Annotated in this window: 14 protein-coding genes; 8 read left to right on the forward strand and 6 right to left on the reverse strand. The window is 41.7% G+C overall.

Annotated features, from left to right (window positions below; all coding sequences use genetic code 11):
• Positions 1 to 235: 235 nt before the first annotated feature.
• A complete protein-coding gene (ptsP, locus tag HG267_RS21335; RefSeq protein ID WP_045867888.1) occupies positions 236 to 2,713 on the forward strand; it encodes a phosphoenolpyruvate--protein phosphotransferase in 2,478 nt (825 codons plus the stop codon).
• A 581-nt stretch (positions 2,714 to 3,294) separates the two neighbouring features.
• Entirely contained in the window at positions 3,295 to 4,791 is a 1,497-nt protein-coding gene (locus HG267_RS21340) for a hypothetical protein (RefSeq protein ID WP_045867889.1), read from the forward strand.
• Positions 4,792 to 5,579: 788 nt separating this feature from the next.
• Here the strand turns inward: HG267_RS21340 and HG267_RS21345 are convergent.
• On the reverse strand, positions 5,580 to 6,260 hold the full coding sequence (locus tag HG267_RS21345; RefSeq protein WP_045867890.1) for an S-layer homology domain-containing protein: 681 nt from the start codon (positions 6,258 to 6,260) through the stop codon (positions 5,580 to 5,582).
• A 291-nt stretch (positions 6,261 to 6,551) separates the two neighbouring features.
• Here HG267_RS21345 and rpiA point away from each other — a divergent pair, with 291 nt between their 5' ends.
• From rpiA to HG267_RS21360, 3 genes are all read left to right on the forward strand, one after another.
• Positions 6,552 to 7,262, forward strand: a complete 711-nt coding sequence (gene rpiA / locus HG267_RS21350; protein WP_045868830.1) for a ribose-5-phosphate isomerase RpiA — start codon at positions 6,552 to 6,554, stop codon at positions 7,260 to 7,262.
• A gap of 119 nt (positions 7,263 to 7,381) precedes the next feature.
• Complete coding sequence (locus HG267_RS21355) at positions 7,382 to 8,167, forward strand: DUF4058 family protein (protein ID WP_045867891.1); 786 nt, start codon at positions 7,382 to 7,384, stop codon at positions 8,165 to 8,167.
• A gap of 3 nt (positions 8,168 to 8,170) precedes the next feature.
• On the forward strand, positions 8,171 to 8,311 hold the full coding sequence (locus tag HG267_RS21360) for an alpha/beta hydrolase (RefSeq protein ID WP_155538950.1): 141 nt from the start codon (positions 8,171 to 8,173) through the stop codon (positions 8,309 to 8,311).
• Here the strand turns inward: HG267_RS21360 and HG267_RS21365 are convergent.
• The 4 genes from HG267_RS21365 to HG267_RS21380 all read right to left on the reverse strand — a co-directional run bounded on the left by HG267_RS21365 (position 8,291) and on the right by HG267_RS21380 (position 12,121).
• Entirely contained in the window at positions 8,291 to 9,916 is a 1,626-nt protein-coding gene (locus tag HG267_RS21365; RefSeq protein ID WP_052335043.1) for a tetratricopeptide repeat protein, read from the reverse strand. The two genes, HG267_RS21360 and HG267_RS21365, sit on opposite strands and share 21 nt — an antisense overlap.
• Positions 9,917 to 9,933: 17 nt before the next feature.
• Positions 9,934 to 10,164 (reverse strand): hypothetical protein, encoded by a 231-nt coding sequence (locus HG267_RS21370; protein WP_045867892.1) that lies wholly within the window; start codon positions 10,162 to 10,164, stop codon positions 9,934 to 9,936.
• 147 nt (positions 10,165 to 10,311) lie between these two features.
• Positions 10,312 to 10,464, reverse strand: a complete 153-nt coding sequence (locus HG267_RS21375) for a hypothetical protein (protein WP_155538952.1) — start codon at positions 10,462 to 10,464, stop codon at positions 10,312 to 10,314.
• A 94-nt stretch (positions 10,465 to 10,558) separates the two neighbouring features.
• Positions 10,559 to 12,121 carry a bifunctional ADP-dependent NAD(P)H-hydrate dehydratase/NAD(P)H-hydrate epimerase gene (locus HG267_RS21380; protein WP_045867893.1) on the reverse strand — a complete coding sequence of 521 codons (1,563 nt, stop codon included), beginning with the start codon at positions 12,119 to 12,121 and terminating at the stop codon, positions 10,559 to 10,561.
• A 442-nt stretch (positions 12,122 to 12,563) separates the two neighbouring features.
• On the opposite strand from HG267_RS21380, the gene HG267_RS21385 reads away from it, so the two are divergent.
• The gene (locus HG267_RS21385; RefSeq protein WP_045867894.1) at positions 12,564 to 13,445 is read left to right on the forward strand and encodes a hypothetical protein; all 882 of its coding nucleotides are present in this window, start codon (positions 12,564 to 12,566) and stop codon (positions 13,443 to 13,445) included.
• Between the two features lie 204 nt (positions 13,446 to 13,649).
• Here HG267_RS21385 and HG267_RS21390 read toward each other — a convergent pair whose 3' ends face one another.
• The gene (locus HG267_RS21390) at positions 13,650 to 14,483 is read right to left on the reverse strand and encodes a hypothetical protein (RefSeq protein ID WP_045867895.1); all 834 of its coding nucleotides are present in this window, start codon (positions 14,481 to 14,483) and stop codon (positions 13,650 to 13,652) included.
• 424 nt (positions 14,484 to 14,907) lie between these two features.
• Here HG267_RS21390 and mnmA point away from each other — a divergent pair, with 424 nt between their 5' ends.
• The gene (gene mnmA / locus HG267_RS21395; RefSeq protein WP_045867896.1) at positions 14,908 to 15,963 is read left to right on the forward strand and encodes a tRNA 2-thiouridine(34) synthase MnmA; all 1,056 of its coding nucleotides are present in this window, start codon (positions 14,908 to 14,910) and stop codon (positions 15,961 to 15,963) included.
• A gap of 325 nt (positions 15,964 to 16,288) precedes the next feature.
• The gene (locus tag HG267_RS21400; protein ID WP_045867897.1) at positions 16,289 to 17,695 is read left to right on the forward strand and encodes a hypothetical protein; all 1,407 of its coding nucleotides are present in this window, start codon (positions 16,289 to 16,291) and stop codon (positions 17,693 to 17,695) included.
• The last annotated feature ends 256 nt before the right edge of the window (positions 17,696 to 17,951 follow it).

The following is a 17,951-nucleotide window of genomic DNA, read 5'->3' on the forward strand; positions in this document are numbered from 1 at the left end:
AATGCCCAAAACTGTTACATAGCAAACAGAATTCGACTTTGTCATATAAAGTTGCGATTTGAAAATCAACGCTGATTTTCTTGCGAGAAAATGGAAGAATGTAAGGAAACTGCAAAAAATAAATTATTTTATTTAAAGTCGTTGACGGTTCACAGTTAACAGTCAACAGTCAACAGTTAACCATTAGTGTTCACTGACTCAGCAAAAGTCTCTCAAAAGAGTTGATGGTGTTGCCGTGGTCGGAATTGTTATTGTTTCTCACAGTCAACAACTCGCGCTTGGCGTACAGCAACTAGCAGCGCAAATGGTTCAAGGTCGAGTTCCCTTAGCGATCGCAGCGGGGATTGACGATCCGGAAAATCCCCTGGGTACAGATCCGATGCAGGTTTATGAGGCGATCGCATCTGTATTTAGTGATGATGGTGTGCTGGTGTTAATGGATTTGGGTAGCGCCTTGATGAGTGCAGAAATGGCGCTGGAGTTCCTTTCACCAGCACAACGGGAAAAGGTGCATTTATGTGAAGCACCGCTAGTTGAAGGTGCGATCGCAGCTGTGGTTGCAGCTTCACTTGGTCATCATATCCAGCAAGTCATGGCGGAAGCACGGTCTGCTTTAGTAGCAAAAGCAACTTTGTTAGGAGTTGTGAATAGTCCTCTATCAGTTGTCTCCACAGCTAGCACAGAATCCGCAACGAAGGAAATTCGCCTCACAGTCAACAACCGCTTGGGTTTACACGCTCGTCCGGCGGCACAATTTGTTACTACTGCCTCTAAGTTTCAATCGCAGATTTGGGTAAAGAATATTACTAGAGGGACAAATACAGTCCGGGGTGACAGTATTAATCAAGTCGCAACTTTAGGGGTGCGTCAAGGACACGAGTTAGAAATTACAGCCAGAGGTGCTGATGCAGAACAGGCGTTAGCAGCCTTAGCAGAATTAATCGCCAATAATTTTGGAGAAGATGATTCTGCTTTAGAATTACCACCCACCGTAGAACACCATACCCCAAAAACTCATGGCGAACTTTCGGGAATTGCAGCTTCACCAGGGGTAGCGATCGCACCTGTGGTACATTATCAAGCGGCTGCTGTTATACCTACAGAATATAACGTAGAAGATGTAGAAGCCGAGTGGCAAAGGTTAGAAGCAGCCATTGCTACTGCACAACAGCAAATTCAAGCCTTATTTTCCCACGCTTCCATGCAAATTGGCGACACAGAAGCGGGAATTTTTGTCGCCCATCTGCTGTTTTTAGAAGATCCTGTATTGTTAGAAGCAGTACGAGTGCGGATTTTTGACCATCATCTCAACGCCGAAGCCGCTTGGCAAGCTGTGGTTGATGAAGTGGCTGCTAGTTACCACCAATTAGAAGATGCATACTTACAAGAACGAGTTGAAGATGTGGTGGATGTGGGACAGCGAGTGTTGCGGTTATTAGCCGGGACATCAGCACAAACTTTGGAACTCAGTGAACCAGCGATTTTAGTAGCCAGTGATTTGACTCCCTCAGACACCATTGGTCTAGACCCCAGCAAAGTTTTAGGTATTTGTACGACTTCCGGTAGTGCCACATCTCACAGTGCAATTATTGCCCGCACATTAGGAATCCCCGCAGTATTAGGTGTAGACGCAGGCATATTGTATCTGGAAGACGGCACAATCATGGCTCTTGATGGTGAAAGCGGCAAAGCTTGGGTAGAGCCAGAACCAGATATTTTGAGTATATTAGAAGCTAAACGCGAAGCATGGCGAACCGCGCAACAAGAAGCGCTAGCCAAAGCACACCAACCCGCCATGACTCGCGATGGTCAGCAAGTAAATGTATTTGCCAACATCGGTAGTATAGCTGACGTTCAAGTTGCTTTAGCTAGCGGCGCTGAAGGAGTAGGACTACTGCGTACAGAATTTCTGTATCTAGGTAGGACAAGTGCTCCCACGGAAGAGGAGCAATTAGCAGTATACCAAGCGATCGCACAAGTTTTAGATCAACAACCATTAATTATTCGGACATTAGATGTCGGTGGCGATAAACCACTGCCTTACATTAAGGTTCCATTAGAGACAAATCCCTTCCTGGGTTGGCGGGGAATTCGCTTATGTTTAGATCATCCCGATTTATTTAGAACTCAGTTACGAGCAATTTTGCGCGCCAGCCACGGACACAATATTAAAATTATGCTGCCGATGATTGCCACAATCACCGAAGTTCGGGCAGCTAAAGCAATATTAAATGAAGTGCAACGGGAACTTAGTCAAGCTAGTATTGCCTTTGATTCCAAAGTCAAAGTCGGCATTATGATCGAAGTACCCGCAGCCGTAGCCATCGCCGATCAGCTAGCAGCCGAGGTAGACTTTTTTAGTATCGGTACTAACGACCTAAGTCAGTATGTCATGGCAGGCGATCGCAACAATCCCCGTGTCGCCAATTTAACAGACGCACTCCACCCAGCAGTGTTGCGAATGGTACAACAAACAGTCCAAGCCGGTCATGCTGCGGGAATTTGGGTAGGATTATGTGGTGAACTCGCCGCCGATCCTGCCGCCACAGAGATTTTATTAGGTTTGGGATTAGATGAATTAAGCGTTAATCCCCAAGCCATCCCCATCTTAAAACAAGCGATCGCCCAATTAACTATCAGTGAATGTCAGGCGATCGCAGCTTCCGCATTACAACTAGATTCCGCCACCCACGTTAGACAACTCACTTCATAAGGTTAAGGGCAAAAGGGAAGGGGAAAAGGGGCAAGAAAAAACCTTTAACCCTGCCCCTTTCTCCTGCAAAGACGCTACGCATAGCTTGCTTAAGCGCAGGGGTACACCTTTTCCCCAAACCAAATTCCCAGTTGAAAATCCTTAACCGAGCATTATTACACTACGTTCCAGTCGCAATGACAAATTTTGCTTACGTAATACCAATTCACAAAAAATTTGATACAGATGCAAACGCTAAAAAGTATGCTGAGTCTCACTTTCTTCATTTTGAATTTTGCGGAAAGTTGCGTGCGGGGGTTCCCCCCGTTGAGCAAACTTTACAAGACGAATTTTGAATTTTGAATTGGTATAAGTCCTGTTGATAACAAAACTAAAAAACTAGTTACTCAACAACAAAACAGAACAATCATTTTGGAGGGGGTTTGGGGGACGCAACCGTCCCCCAATCGGGGGTTTGGGGGAGAATCCCCCAATTCTTCTGGCTTCTTGAATAAGTACGCTAATGAGCTTAACCCAAGCATCTTGATTTATAAGTAGGCGCAGCATGGGAATACTAGGATTATAAATTACATATAATTCCTATGTATCGTCTCAATAAAAAAGCTCTACAAATTTTGCAAGCAGAAATTCAAAGATGTAGTGGTAAAGATCAGGTAGGCAAAATTGAGCAGGAAATAGTAATTAAGCGACTAGAACAACTTTGTAAAGAAAAAGGCGATCGCGCTAAATTGGATGAATTGCGGGATAGCGTGATTGATATCTATCCACAATTTAGCGAGAAAATACTCAAACAAGCCGCAAAAGCTAATCAATCAAAAGGTTTTTTTACCAAATTAAAATGGGTAACTATACTTTTGGGTAGTTCCACAGGAATATTATGGGTGGTAAATTTGCCCTACCCCATGATTCGCTGGCCTGTTGCTAAAATTGCTCCCATCCTCTTGTTGCCTAGCTACATCAATATGGATTATCACTATCGTGAGGCAATTAAAAATTTAGAGCAAGCAGACCAGTTAATCAATCAAGCTACAAGTCCAGCTGATATTGAGCAAGGTTCCCAAAAAGCTGCAGCAGCCCAAACAAATCTGAATAACTTACCAGTTTGGTTTTTAGGATATTATCCCAAAGCTTATTGTAATTTTTTTGGTTGCACTTGGAAGTTTACCGTAGATGAATTTGAAGCAGCCCGTGGGAGAGTAGCGCGGATAGAAGCTATAGCGTTTCAAGATAGGAATGCTTTTACACCCCTAGAACAAGGAGAAATGGCACTCAAGCTAGCACGCCAGCAATACGAAAAAGCTACCAGTATTAAGGATAAAGAAAATGCGATCGCTTCTTGGCAAGCCGCTATAGATCAATTAGATCAAATCCCCAAAGCCACATTCGCGGGAGAAACAGCACAAAGTAAACTCAAAGCCTACAAACGCGATTTTGATAACGCCCGCATCGGTACATTTATTGCTGCGGCGCAAGAATTTGATTTAGAAGCCGAAAAAATTCAACCCAAACAACCCAAAGCCGCAACAGAATTGTGGGAACAAGCAACTCAGCGTCTTAACCAAATTCCCACAGAAAATCCTCGTTATTTAGAAGCGCAAAGGTTACTCGCTGGTTATCAAGTCAAACTCAAAACAGTAGCCGATCCTCGTAGCGGTACATATATCGAAGCAGCAAAGGAATTTGCCCTAGCAGCTGCCAAAGCATCGCAAAATCCGCCCCACTCTGTAGTAAAGTGGGAACAAATTGCCAAATTGTGGCAAAAATCAATCGACCAGCTAGAAAACATTCGTGTTGAAGAACCTGGCTATGTAGCCGCGCAAAAACTTCTAGCAGAATATCAAACTAACTTAGGCATTATTGAAACTCGACGCAAAGCCGAAAGTGAAGCACAAGCCTCTCTGCAAGCAGCCAATGAGCAAATTCAAGGTTTGATAGCTTCGCCTCCTGCTAATCCTCAGCAGTTAAAAGGTAAAATTCAAGGCATTATCAATCGCCTGAAAACTATCCAAGCCGGAACAACAGCCTACACAGAAGCGCAAAAATTGCTAGTATCTGCTCAGAAAAGGTTGCAACAGTAAGGGCTAGCATTTGTATTATATTTTTTGTGAATTAGTAGAAGTTTGTTGGTTCAGAACAGAAGTTTTTTGTTAAAAATTTCTGGCTACAAAATCGGCATAATTTACCAATTTGGAAAAATAATCCAACAGATTGTAGGGGTACGGTATTGCCCAACTGTGTCAACTTAACGCGAAACCCGCTTTGTAGCTAGGTTTTAGCCCTCACCCCCAACCCCTCTCCCGCCGGGAGAGGGGAGCAAGAGATTTAATTCCCCTTCTCCCCCAGGAGAAGGGGTTAGGGGATGAGGGCGCGAGGGATTTGTACAACGCCCGCCCTATATCGCTTTTAGCTTAAGTTGACACCAATGGGTATTGCCAAACTGTGTCAACTTAACGCGAAACCCATAGCCCGACTAGGAATGAATTCCTAGTCTCATAGAAAAAATCATCTCAAGATGACTAAAGATGCCCAACATTTTGAGTCTACTTTAGTTTTCTTACAACATTAAGCCTTAAACCTTGAGCATTAAGCCTTAAACCTTGAGCATTAAGCCTTAAACCTTGAACATTAAGCCTTAAACCTTGAGCATTAAGCCTTAAACCTTGAGCATTAAGCCTTAAACCTTGAGCATTAAGCCTTAAACCTTGAGCATTAAGCCTTAAACCTTGAGCATTAAGGGTTAAACCTTGAGCATTAAGGGTTAAACCTTGAGCATTAAGGGTTAAAGTTTAAGCGATCGCAAAACATTATCCATGAGCCATTGAAGGCTTTTAAGCCTGAAAACCTGATTCTGATTCAATCTCAGTGACTAAGGTAATTGTGGGCTATCTGGACTTGTGGGAACTACTGGAGTATCTGGTTGTTTCTGTTGTCGTTGTAAATATTTACTTAAGACATCCGCCATATCCCCCCGTGTCATCGGACGCAATGGGAAAATATTACCTTGAGCATCTGTAGTGAGAAAACCTTCGCTAATTACAGTGGCGATCGCTTGTCTAGCCCAAGTTGGAATTGAACCTGCATCTGGATGAGAAGAGAGAATGTCTTTGACAGTATCTTCAGGGAACTGAAATACACCATAAGCTTGGGCAAAAATTGCTAAGGCTTCTGCCTTTGTCACCCTTTGATTAGGGAAAAACAAATTACCCCGATAGCCTTTCATAATATCGGTTTTTAAAACTGTTTGAATATCATTAAATGCCCAATGAGAGGATGGTACATCGGTAGTTGGAACATTTTCTTTGCTAGCAACTTGGCGTTTATCCAAGCGAAAAACCTTAACCATAATCGCAGCTAATTCTGCGCGACTCACGAACCTTTCTGGATAAAACTTGCCATCAGAAGAGTTACTCATCCATTTAGCAGCAACTACTTGTTGAATAGCCTCAGATGAGTCACTAGAAGTTGCTTGTGCTACTTGTAATAGTTGAAATGCTGGTAAGTTTTGTAGCAAAAAAACTAAAGAAACCGCACTGAGAAATTGACGCATAATTATATTTTTATTAGTTGTTTGGGATTTGGGGTTTGGTGTTGGTTAAAGTCGGAGAGACGCAATGAATCGCGTCTGTACAAGAGTGAAAGTTCAAAAGTAAAGTATATTTCTTAACTTTTGAATTGTGAATTATTTCTCCCCTAATCTCCTTTGTCCCCAATCCCCAATCCCTAGTTCCCAGTCCCCAGTCACCAGTCACCAGTCACCAATCCCCAAAACTCCAACGCAAAATGTATGTAACTTTAGGTTATGTTCATTTTAGATAAGTTATATGGAGCATTTTTGGGAATGACCGCAGCAGCAGACCCCGTGAAGTTGATGAAGCAAGAAGTTGGCAAAGCCGCAGCCGCTTTAGTCAAATCAGGTTCGATTGTCGGGTTGGGTACGGGTTCAACTACGGCGTACACCATTCAGTTTTTGGGAGAACGCCTTCAGTCTGGTGAACTCAAAGATATTGTGGGCGTTCCTACTTCGTTTCAGTCAGAAGTGCTAGCAAAGCAATACGGCGTTCCTCTCACTACTTTGGACGCTATTGACCACATTGATATTGCCATTGATGGGGCGGATGAAGTTGACCCCCAGAAGAATTTAATTAAAGGTGGTGGCGCAGCCCACACCCGTGAAAAAGTTGTAGATTACTTGGCAAATCAGTTTATTGTCGTAGTTGATAGTGGAAAGTTAGTAGACCGTTTGGGTTCTAGCTTTGCGGTTCCAGTGGAAGTAATTCCTATGGCGATTACTCCTGTAACTGATGCCATCAAGAAACTAGGCGGTAAACCAGAACTCCGCATGGGCGTGAAAAAAGCTGGCCCAGTCATCACCGACCAAGGAAACTTTGTTTTAGATGTACGCTTTGACTCCATTGACGACCCAGTAAACCTAGAAAAAACACTGAATAATATTCCTGGTGTTCTCGAAAATGGTATTTTCGTCAATTGCGTCGATTTAGTCTTAGTTGGCGAAGTTAAAGATGGTCAGCCATTAGTAAGGCAGTTTTAGGGATTAGGGATTAGGGACTGGGGACTTTGGGGTAAAACAATTCACAATTAAAGATAATGCCTGTTCCCCGTTCCCTGTTCCCTTTGATTTTTGACCCTTGACTCTTGACTAATTGCCTTATGAATTCTCCATTTCCTGGAATGAATCCTTATTTAGAAAATCCTGTGTTTTGGGCAGAGGTACATCATCGATTGATTACAGCCCTAGCAGATACTATTGAGGAGAATATTCCCCCACAATATCGAGTGGCAATTGAACAACGTACTTATTTGAGTGATGACTCTGATTCTGTATTAGTGGGCATACCTGATGTTTCTGTTTTTTCTCAACAAACATCACAGCAGCAATACTCATCAACAGTTACTCAAACTGCGACCGCAGAAGGTATTACGGTAATGATACCTGTACCTGAATATAGTAGAGAAAGTTATTTAGAAGTTCGCGAAGTTTCTACAGGTTTTGTTGTCACTTCTATCGAAGTTTTATCCCCTAAAAATAAACGGACAGGGGAAGGTAGAAAAGCTTATGAAACCAAACGCAAACAAGTTTTAGCTAGCCTTTCTCACTTAGTAGAAATTGATTTGCTTAGAAGTGGCAAAGCCATGTCAATTTTAGGGAAAGTTCCGGTAACAGATTATCAAATTCTCGTTAGTAGAAGTGAAACTCGTCCCCAAGCTAAATTATACGGCTTTAGCATCAGAGAAAGAATTCCTGTATTCTCATTACCCTTACAGTCAGAAGATACAGAACCAACTTTAGATTTGCAATCTTTATTACATGGTATATACAATCGTGCCAGATATCATTTAGCAATTGATTATCATCAAGAACCAGTCCCATCCTTAAAACCAGAAGATGCTGCATGGGCGGATACTCTTTTACGTCAACAAGGGCTTAGGGGTTAGGCATTGGGGACTGGGGAAAAACTATTACCCATTACTCATTACTCATTACTCATTACTCATTACTCATTACTCATTACCCAATGCCCCATGCCCAATGCCCCATGCCCCATTCTCAATACCCCATTAAAAATTCTCCACCAATAGCTGAGTATCGGTATCTTGCCAAGCTTTGGTAAATTGAGCTTGCACTAGTTTGGCGGCGTTTTCTTGGCCTTGAGCTTGCAAACTTGCTTGTAAGCCAAATAATGAACGCCCGTTTAAAGGATATTTTTGCAAATCTGCACCAAATACTTTTTCGGCGGCTGCATAATCACCCTTTGCTAATAAAGCACCCCCTAATGCTTCTCTGGTGGAAATGTACCAATCGGGTGGTTCCATGTAGTTAAGGGCATCTTCCTGGGCTACGGCTGTTTCTAAGTATTTAATCGCAGATTCATAGTTTTGTTTGGCTTTGGCAATTTTCGCGTCTAATTGGTTGCTGGCGATGTCTAAAATAGTACTGGCGGGACTCATACCAATAGTTGCAGTGGCGGGCATTGTTTTTTGAGCAGTTAACAAAGCAGCGCGATCGCTCTCTGCATCCTCTAGTTTACCAGTACTGGCATTCGCCATCCCGCGAGCAAAATGCCACAGTGCTTTAGTTGTCACCAATTTATCATCGGGAGCAGGTGTTTTTAAAATATTATCCCAATCACTAAAGCGCGTTTGAATCAATAGTTTAGTTCCTAGGTAGCCCTCAACCATTGGTTCTTTCTCGGCAAACGGTGTAGCCATTGTGACTAATTTACTTGCGGCTTGCACCGCATCCTGATATCTACCAGCCATTGCTGCGGCTACTGCCAAAAAATGCACGTTGTGGCTATAGTACATTGCCGGATAAACACCCTCAATGTGATTTTTGACTATGTAAGCTTCATCTTGAGCGATCGCTAGGGCATTTGACTGCATGGCTTTGGTATATTCTCCCACACGGAAATAAATGTGGGATGGCATATGTACCAAGTGTCCGGCTGCAGGTACTAGGGTTTGTAAACGGTTAGCACTTGCTAAGGCGCGTTCGGGAGTTAGTGACGCTTCAACTGCATGGATATAGTAGTGATTCGCCCCTGGATGGTTGGGGTCACTTTGCAGTACCGATTCTAAAACCGCTACAATCTCTTCGGTATCTTCTAACGGTTTGCCATCTTTAGTCCAGTGTTGCCAAGGGTGCAAATCCATCAAGCTTTCAGCGTATAGTGTTTTAGCATCCAAATCTTGGGGATAACGCTTGACTAAATCTGACATCGCGTTTTTGTAATCTACCGCCAGCTTATATAAATATGCATGGGGATTATTAGAGTAGCGTTTAGCTAGGGCATTAATATAACCCTGTTCCTGTTGTGATGCATATTCAGACAAAGCCACAGCTTTTTGTATAGCTTCATAAGCTGCTAATTCGCGATCGCTATCTACATCCAGGTTAATATTAGGCCCCAAAGCCAGCGCCATTCCCCAATACGCCATTACTAAATGTGGATCTAGTTCGGCAGCATATTTAAAAGAACGCGCCGCCTCATCATGGTTGAAGGCGTAAATTAAATTTAAACCTTGATCAAAAAACTGTTGCGCTTGGGTATTTTCGGTAGATACCGGATGGTGATGTGTTCCCAGCCCAGATATTAAAGTATATGACTCTTGAGTGAGAGCAATCGCACTACTTGGAGCAAATAAAGATAATATCAGCACCCATATTAAAAATAAATATTTCATCTTCCAGATTCCCTTTCTCAAACGTTTTTCTTGGCGCTATTCAAACGCCAAACCTTCTCTAAATAGGTGATTTTTTCCCGTCGAGCAGCAATACGGTATTTTCTATAAGCATTAATACTGAGAACTAAAATAATTGGGAAAACAATCACTGACACTCCTACAGCAATGTCAAATACTCCATAATTTTGACTGGTATTGCCTATAACAGCAGGGTTTGTGGCAACTTGACTAGTAGTATTGTTGGACATAAATTACTCCTATTGGCATTCATGGATTTAGTATAAAAAATACTTTTGACAGATATGTGTTTCAGGAAAGTGTGTTATTGCCAATAACTACTCTTCACCGATAATTAGAAAATTTATGTAAATTCCCGTCTAATTTTGCCCGGGAATTTAGACTTCATCGTGAATATGCTCAATTTCTGAATTTTTATTAGGGCATTGGGCATTGGGCATGGGGCATTGGTAATTGGTAATGGGTAATTGGTAATTGGTAATTGGTAATTGGTAATGGGTAATTGGTGTTAGGGGTTTTTCATTAATCATTTCTCCCCTGCTCCCTGCCTCCTTGCTTTTCCCAGTCCCCAATCCCCAGTCCCCAATCCCTAATCCCTAATCCCCAATCCCTAATCCCCAATCCCTAATCCCCAATCCCCCTAACCGCTTTCATCAAATACTGTGTCAAAGTAAACGCATCGACACCTAATTCTGTACGTTCTTGGGCTGCTAAAATTCCGGCTTGGGAATGCCACCAGGAAGCAGTTGCAACCATATCTTCTAGGGGGATTTGTTTTTTTACGGCTTGCGCCAATAGTCCGCCAAGTATCCCAGTTAACACATCACCGCTACCACCACGGGCTAATGCTGGGGTACTTTCGGGATTTAGCCACACTGAACCCTGAGAATTTGCGATCGCAGTTCTTGCGCCTTTTAACAAAACTATTGCACCACTTTGCATGGCTGCTGATCGCACGGCTTTGACTCTATCTTGATGAATATTCGGAATATCGGGAAATAATCGCTTAAATTCACCTTCGTGGGGTGTAAGTATGGTTGTAGCTTGGCGTTTTTGTAAGGTGGGGATAGTTCCCATTTGCGCCAAGATATTCAAACCATCAGCATCAAGCAACAAGGGGCGATCGCTTGCGATTACCTGCTGCACAATGGGAGCACTATCTGTAGTTAAACCAGGCCCACAGGCGATCGCATCGAAGGAATTTAAATCGGTCTTTTCTGGTAATTGTAAATGAGCGATCGCTCCTGTCTCTGTCTCTGGACAGCCTACAACTAAAGCTTCTGGTAAATGGGATACCAGAATCGGTTTAATATACTCTGGTACAGCAATAGAGAGCATTCCCACACCACTAGCACGCGCACCCAAAGCGGTTAAAATTGCCCCACCAGCGTAACGATGAGAACCACAAATTAACAGTAAATGCCCTTCTTTGTATTTGTGGGTGACTGGGGGACGAGGTATAGGTAAATTTGAGATGGCTTTGGCTGTGGTGATGCGGGTAATTTTGGGTGCATCTTGGAGTACAGCTTGCACATCAGCTAAGGGAATATCAAAATCAATTAACTCAGCTTTACCAAGATAATCTAAAGCCTGATCCTGTAGAAAAGCTTGCTTCCATAAACCCAAGCAAAATGTATGCGTAGCGCGAATTGCTGTTCCCAACACCTCACCAGTATCGGTGTGTAAGCCGGAAGGTAAATCAATGCTAAAAATCGGCTGCTTCCAGGTATTCAACTGATCGATAGCAGATGCTACAGCATCAGTTAGCTTTCTTTCTAAACCAAAGCCGAATAAGCCATCAACTAATAAATCACAATTTGGCAACTGTTCAATTGCTTGATAACAGGGTATCCCTAAACTCTGGGCGTATTGCAAATGCTGTGAAGTTAATTCCTTAACTTTAGGAAAAGGGTTGTAAATCCAAACCTCATATCCCTGAAAGTGCAATTCTCTGGCTACTACCAAAGCATCGCCGCCATTATGTCCCGGGCCGACTAAAACCCCCACCCGAGATTTACCTGGAGGAATCATCGCCAGTAGGCGACGGGAAATTAGTCCCGCTACCTTTTCCATTAAAGCTACTACAGGCATTCCCGCCGCAAATATCCTCTCTTCAATATCCCGCATCTGCGCTGCGGTAACTACGTATTGGGAAATTTCTTGTTCCCTCTGCTGAAGATGAGTCATGAGTCTTATATCCAGAGTGATGAATTGCAAATTTTGAGGTGACTTCTCAATTTTGATTCTTCACACGGAAAATTGGATCTACTCTTTACTCAATGAGACTATTTTTTTATGGGCTAAATAAACAAACATACTAAAAGCTTAACTTTTAGAGGCTAACTACATAGACACAGAGTAACCTAAGAAAGATCATGAAGCTATTTTTATAAAATTTGAATAAATATATTATTAAACATTCAGTCAAGTTATAAAGATATTAGTAATAGTGAATTACCCCAAATTTACTGAGCGTGTAAATTCTACTGACAGAAGTATTACGATATTTTGCTCTATGCTATTACCTGAAAATAGTAGTATTTCTCCTATGTTATCGATCATAATTATTAGATACACTTAATTCAGTAAGCACAATGCTATTTTATTCAAAATAATCTAGGTAGTTACTATGTTATCTTCAATTTTTACTTTTATCTCTCTATTATTTGTTATTATAGGATGGATAGGAATTTGGTTAATAAAAAATTTATACTATAAAACTGTTGATGTATCTATATATCTAATCGCCTTTATTAAAAATTCATGGTTCACATTTACTCATTTTATTGAAATATTTAAACCTATTTTATTTATAATTGCTATTGTATCTTTCTCCATAATATTCTTATTATTAACTATCTCAAACTATTTTTATAAAACTAAGATAATTTCAATTAAAAAAAGTAATTACATTCTAAATGTAGAAGGAAATATTGTTTTGCCAATTAATACAATATACGAATCAAGTATTGGATGGGTAGTATATACTAAGTCTGCTACTTTAGAGAATAACAATCTTATATGGACTGATTTTAAATATAGTATAAATGAAGTGAATATACCAGAAAAGACTTCAAAAGATAATAATATCTCGGAAAAATGGGAAGAAATAGGAAAATTGGTTAAAAAACAGATTCATATAGAGCATAAAAAATCTGAATATCATAAAAAGATTGAGGAAATTGAACAAGCTGGTCAAATAGCAGCTACATCAAGCATATATTCTAAATATCTTGAACAATATGAACAAGTAAAATTACTGCTTAGAAAAGAAATTAATAAAGGAGAAAATTTAATTCAAGAAATCAATAATACTATCCGCGAAATTCTAATTAGTACTAATTTATCTAACACTGAATCCTATCTTAATTCTATAGTATCTGAATTGTTGAATAATGAAACATTGTTTGATGAACATAAAAAAGAGATTCAAGAAAAATATCAATACATTTTAAATGAGAGTGAAGCATATTTACAAACTAGAGAGGTATTGCTTACTCAAAATTTTTAATTACAAATTTAAATTTACGTCTAATGTGAAATGAGTACCGAAAACCTTGTAATTTCTAGATAGTTCCAAAACCAGGATTTTTGACAAGGCCTGAAAACCTTATGGGGAAACAGGCGTTTTTAATTCACATCAGGCGTAATTTATAATTATTGAGCATAACCGGAGAATTTTTTGCTTTGGTTATGCTCAATAATCGACTCTTTCTTACCTACCGTAATAAACTCTGGCGTTACCAAATCCCAACTCTCGCAGATAATCATTCCATCGTTCCGCATCCGAACGTTCAGCAAAAGGCCCTACTGCAACATGAGGCCCTAGTGGCTCTTGCCTTTCCACTACAATGTCATAACGTCCAGAATTTTGGCGAATGCGACTGGCAATAGATGATAAATCTTGCGCTCTCGCAGGAATAGTTACATAGTAATAATTGGTTTGCTCTTGCCTAGAAGGCCCTCTTCTACCAGTGCCAGAAGAAAAACCAGCAACTTGTTGTCCATTAGATTTGACAATTTTTGCTCCATTGATTCCGCTTAATTCCAGCTCTCTAACTCGTTGTTGGGCATTAGTTTGTCTGCTAAAGGCTCCCGATTGAATCACAGCACGTCCATTGAAATGGCGGATATAAGCACTGCGTTCTAGCTGACGTATACGTTGCAATTGTTGGGAATCATTGCCTTCAACATATACTATGTAGCGCTCGGCACTCCAACTATAGGAAGTAGCTTGCACTGTTTGGTAAGAACGATAGGTTTGATTATATTTATTAACCCTCACTTTAGATGAGGGCTGAAATTTTGGATTATATGTATTCCAGGGAGTTGGTTGTGTTGTGACTTGTGGTTGATTATAAGGAATAGTTTGGAAAGCAGGTGGTGGTGGTAAGGTGTTAACCACTGTTCGTTCTGCTATTAAAAAGCTGCCTTGGGGAGTTTGTGCTTGTACCGGAGTTGTCGAGTCGGGGAGTAACGCCAAGCATCCTCCCAGGAAAAAAGGCACAATCGGAAATGCAATCAGTTGATCTGGTATTTGTTTGGACATAGTAGTAACAGGTGTTCTCAATAATTTCCTTGGGAAATAGAGCCGTCTGTCGTAGCACCTACATCAGTGTTAACTTAGAAAGTTTTTTTCCGGCTGAGTGGCATTGCATAGGTTTCCACAAAATCTGGAATATTTATGATTAACGCTGAATAATAAATAGGGGCGCTTAGGCTAGAGTAAGTGGATTTTTATCCTTGAGATTGCAGGGAAAGCCAAAAATTCTCAATCTCAAATTTGGTTATTATTACTTATATATCCTGAAGCGCTTATCTAGCAAGGCTTTTAAGTTACATATGCTACAATTTAACAGAATCAAGCTGCATGGTATGGATTTTAATACCGCAAAACCTGCATTTGATGTTTAGCATTAGTTTGATAAGCAGGCACTAGCCTCATAATCTGGCCGCATAAATATTTAAAGGATATGAAAAAAGTCGTCGTTGGTCTTTCCGGTGGCGTTGACAGTTCCGTCGCTGCTGCAATTATACACAATCAGGGCTATGAAGTTATTGGTTTGACACTTTGGCTAATGAAAGGCAAAGGTCAATGTTGCTCTGAAGGAATGATCGACGCGGCTAATATCTGCGAACAATTGGGTATTCCCCATCAAGTTGTTGATATTCGCGATGTCTTTCAGACCAATATTGTCGATTACTTAGTTTCTGGTTACAGCGCTGGGATCACACCTCTGCCTTGCTCGCAGTGTAATAAAACTGTGAAATTTGGCCCAATGGTGCAGTACGCTCGCGAACAACTGGGATGCGATCGCATCGCTACGGGTCATTATGCCCGGATTAACTATGATCAAGCTACTGGACGCTATCAGCTTTTAAGAGCTATCGACCGCAATAAAGACCAATCTTACTTCCTATATGATTTGTCTCAAGATTTACTAGCAGCTACCGTATTTCCCCTAGGTGAAATGCAAAAAGCTGACACCCGCCGGATTGCTGCTGAATACAGTCTCGCAACCGCCGACAAACCAGAAAGCCAAGATTTATGCTTAGTAGAAAGCAACGGTTCCATGCGGGCATTTTTAGATAAATATTTGGCTCCCAAAACAGGCGATATTGTCGATACAGCCGGTAAAGTTTTGGGGCAGCATGATGGTGTCCATCATTACACAATTGGGCAGCGTAAAGGCTTAGGTATTGCTGCCGCCGAACCACTGTATGTGATTGAATTAGATGCAGTTAATAATAGAGTGGTAGTAGGCGATCGCACTAAAGCCACCCAACCAGAATGCACCGTTAATCGGGTAAATTGGGTTTCCATTGCCGAACCTTCTGCCCCTATTCACGCCGAAGTGCAAATTCGCTATCGTTCTCAACCCACCCCTGTCACCGTAATTCCCTTAGAAAACTCCCGCGTCCGTCTAGTGTTTGATGAACCCCAGTTCAGCATCACCCCCGGACAAGCTGCGGTGTGGTACGAAGGCGAGAAAGTTTTAGGCGGCGGAATTATTGAGCAGTTTACCTAAAGCCTGAGATTGCAACCAGATAATGTCCAAACATTAATCATATAACTCTTGTAGAGCGGGCATCTTGCCCGCTTCTCTTATACCAATTTGCAAAAAGAATGCGACAGATCGTAGGGAACATCCACAATCTTGTGGTACATCAAATTATTTTACTGCTGCCGTGCCCCCACAAAGAATTTATTGATCGCAAACATTATTTAAATTGGTATTAGTTCACCAATTAATCCAGCACTGCATTTTTCAGTATTCAATACCACTTGACATAGGGGAGCAAAATACTGAAATATAGCGTCATAAATAGTTGCAACTATTTAAGTGTTCACCGATGTACAAGGGTTTTTCGAGTAAGCTGCCACTGCTGTTGACCTTTTGTTTATTTACTAGCTTTTTACCTGCCTCTGGCTCAGTTTTATGCCCAGCATTTGCTCATGGAGAATATGGGAAAGGTGGTAAGAATTATGGCACAGATGGTAATACAGGAAGTGATGGGCGAACAGGAAGAAATGGGCGCGATGGTCAAAACCAGACTATTTTTGTAGATGGTACTCCTGTGAATCTCAATCTCGCCGGAGAAAATGGTGAGGATGGAGAAGATGGACAACGTGGGAGTAAGGCTGACTGCGGTTACAAACATGAGAACGTCAACCGTGATATTAATGCACCCAGTGGTGGGAATGGTGGTGACGGTGGTAGAGGCGGAGATGGCGGAAATGGTGGTTCTGTCACAGCTTATTACACCAATTTGGCAGACTTGCGGCAAGTTTTAATTCGCGCTAGTGGGGGCGAAGGTGGACGCGGTGGACGCGGTGGTAATGGTGGTAGAGGTTGCAATTGTCGTGTACGCAGTTGGGAAGTCAAAACTTGTACGGGAAACCCTGGAAGCCCCGATTATAAATGTACCGATAAGGTTTACCGCTGTCACGATGGCAGAGATGGGCGCTATGGTAGCGATGGTGGCGATGGTAGGCAAGGTAGCTTAGGAACTTTAAGTATTATTCAAGGTAAAGAATCCTTAGCGGGGGATTTACCAACTTTGCAAGCTGCTGTTGCAGAATTAACTGGTAAACAATTTAACCTTTCCAAGAATAAATGGAATATTCGCAACGGGGCTGCTTCTTTACTTGCATCTGGTTCAGTAATTGCAGATGAATATCGGGAATTTGATCGCCGTTTAGAAGGGGCTTTTCAGCTACTTTGGCAAGAAAAGCAACCCATTAGCAGCTTTGGCAATCCTGTAGCCACCTTGAAGTTAAATGATAGTAAGGAAGTAGAAATTACTTTTCCAGAAGATTTGTGGGTTGATGGTAGCAGCCAGACTACGACTAATTTGACCACTTTTACAGTCAAGAATGCAATTTCCAAGCAAGATGTGACAAGGTTAGCAGTGGCAGAATTTGCTGGTGCAGAACAGGATCTTAATCTGAAAATTGTCGATTTGGCAGCAAAATCTCAAGCAATTCAGACTCAGTTCCGGGTAAAATTCCGGGCAAAGGATAGTTCTTCAGGCTTGTCTGACTACCTGACTGTATACGAAGGTGATATCCCTGGGGAACTTGTCAGCCGCGACTATAACCGTTTTACCTTAGCATTAGGTAAGCTACCGATGTCGCGTCCTGTAGAGTTGACTTCCGGTGTCAATGTTGATATTGAGGTTGTCGCTACTCGTTCGCTGGGTGGACGTTCGGCGAAGCAAACTATTAATTGGCAAGGTGCTATTCGCAGAAGTAGATAATAGTTACCGAGGGCACAGCAGTTCTGTGCCGCTACAAAACATTCATTACCTTTGAGTAAGTACCTAAACAAAAATATTTACAGTCATTGCGAGCGAAGCGAAGCAATCCCAGCCCTTGCGATTGCTTCATTTCGCTTCGCTACATTCGCAATGACATTGTGTAATTAATTTTGTGTAACTACTTATGACCTTTGGCATTTTGGTATATCACTCCAGATGGTTAAAAAGTGCAATAACTATTGTTAATATCTATTAG

It is taken from the genome of Tolypothrix sp. PCC 7601, from assembly GCF_025677855.1.
In the GTDB taxonomy this organism is placed as follows: domain Bacteria; phylum Cyanobacteriota; class Cyanobacteriia; order Cyanobacteriales; family Nostocaceae; genus Aulosira; species Aulosira diplosiphon.

Bases quoted from the DNA above. Each gene is read 5' to 3' on its own strand.
- mnmA (WP_045867896.1), top strand. From the start codon at position 14,908: ATGAAAAAAGTCGTCGTTGGTCTTTCCGGTGGCGTTGACAGTTCCGTC.
- HG267_RS21340 (WP_045867889.1), top strand. From the start codon at position 3,295: ATGTATCGTCTCAATAAAAAAGCTCTACAAATTTTGCAAGCAGAAATT.
- rpiA (WP_045868830.1), top strand. From the start codon at position 6,552: ATGACCGCAGCAGCAGACCCCGTGAAGTTGATGAAGCAAGAAGTTGGC.
- HG267_RS21355 (WP_045867891.1), top strand. From the start codon at position 7,382: ATGAATTCTCCATTTCCTGGAATGAATCCTTATTTAGAAAATCCTGTG.
- HG267_RS21365 (WP_052335043.1), bottom strand. From the start codon at position 9,916: ATGAAATATTTATTTTTAATATGGGTGCTGATATTATCTTTATTTGCT.
- HG267_RS21390 (WP_045867895.1), bottom strand. From the start codon at position 14,483: ATGTCCAAACAAATACCAGATCAACTGATTGCATTTCCGATTGTGCCT.
- HG267_RS21385 (WP_045867894.1), top strand. From the start codon at position 12,564: ATGTTATCTTCAATTTTTACTTTTATCTCTCTATTATTTGTTATTATA.
- HG267_RS21370 (WP_045867892.1), bottom strand. From the start codon at position 10,164: ATGTCCAACAATACTACTAGTCAAGTTGCCACAAACCCTGCTGTTATA.
- HG267_RS21380 (WP_045867893.1), bottom strand. From the start codon at position 12,121: ATGACTCATCTTCAGCAGAGGGAACAAGAAATTTCCCAATACGTAGTT.
- HG267_RS21345 (WP_045867890.1), bottom strand. From the start codon at position 6,260: ATGCGTCAATTTCTCAGTGCGGTTTCTTTAGTTTTTTTGCTACAAAAC.
- HG267_RS21400 (WP_045867897.1), top strand. From the start codon at position 16,289: ATGTACAAGGGTTTTTCGAGTAAGCTGCCACTGCTGTTGACCTTTTGT.
- HG267_RS21375 (WP_155538952.1), bottom strand. From the start codon at position 10,464: ATGATTAATGAAAAACCCCTAACACCAATTACCCATTACCAATTACCA.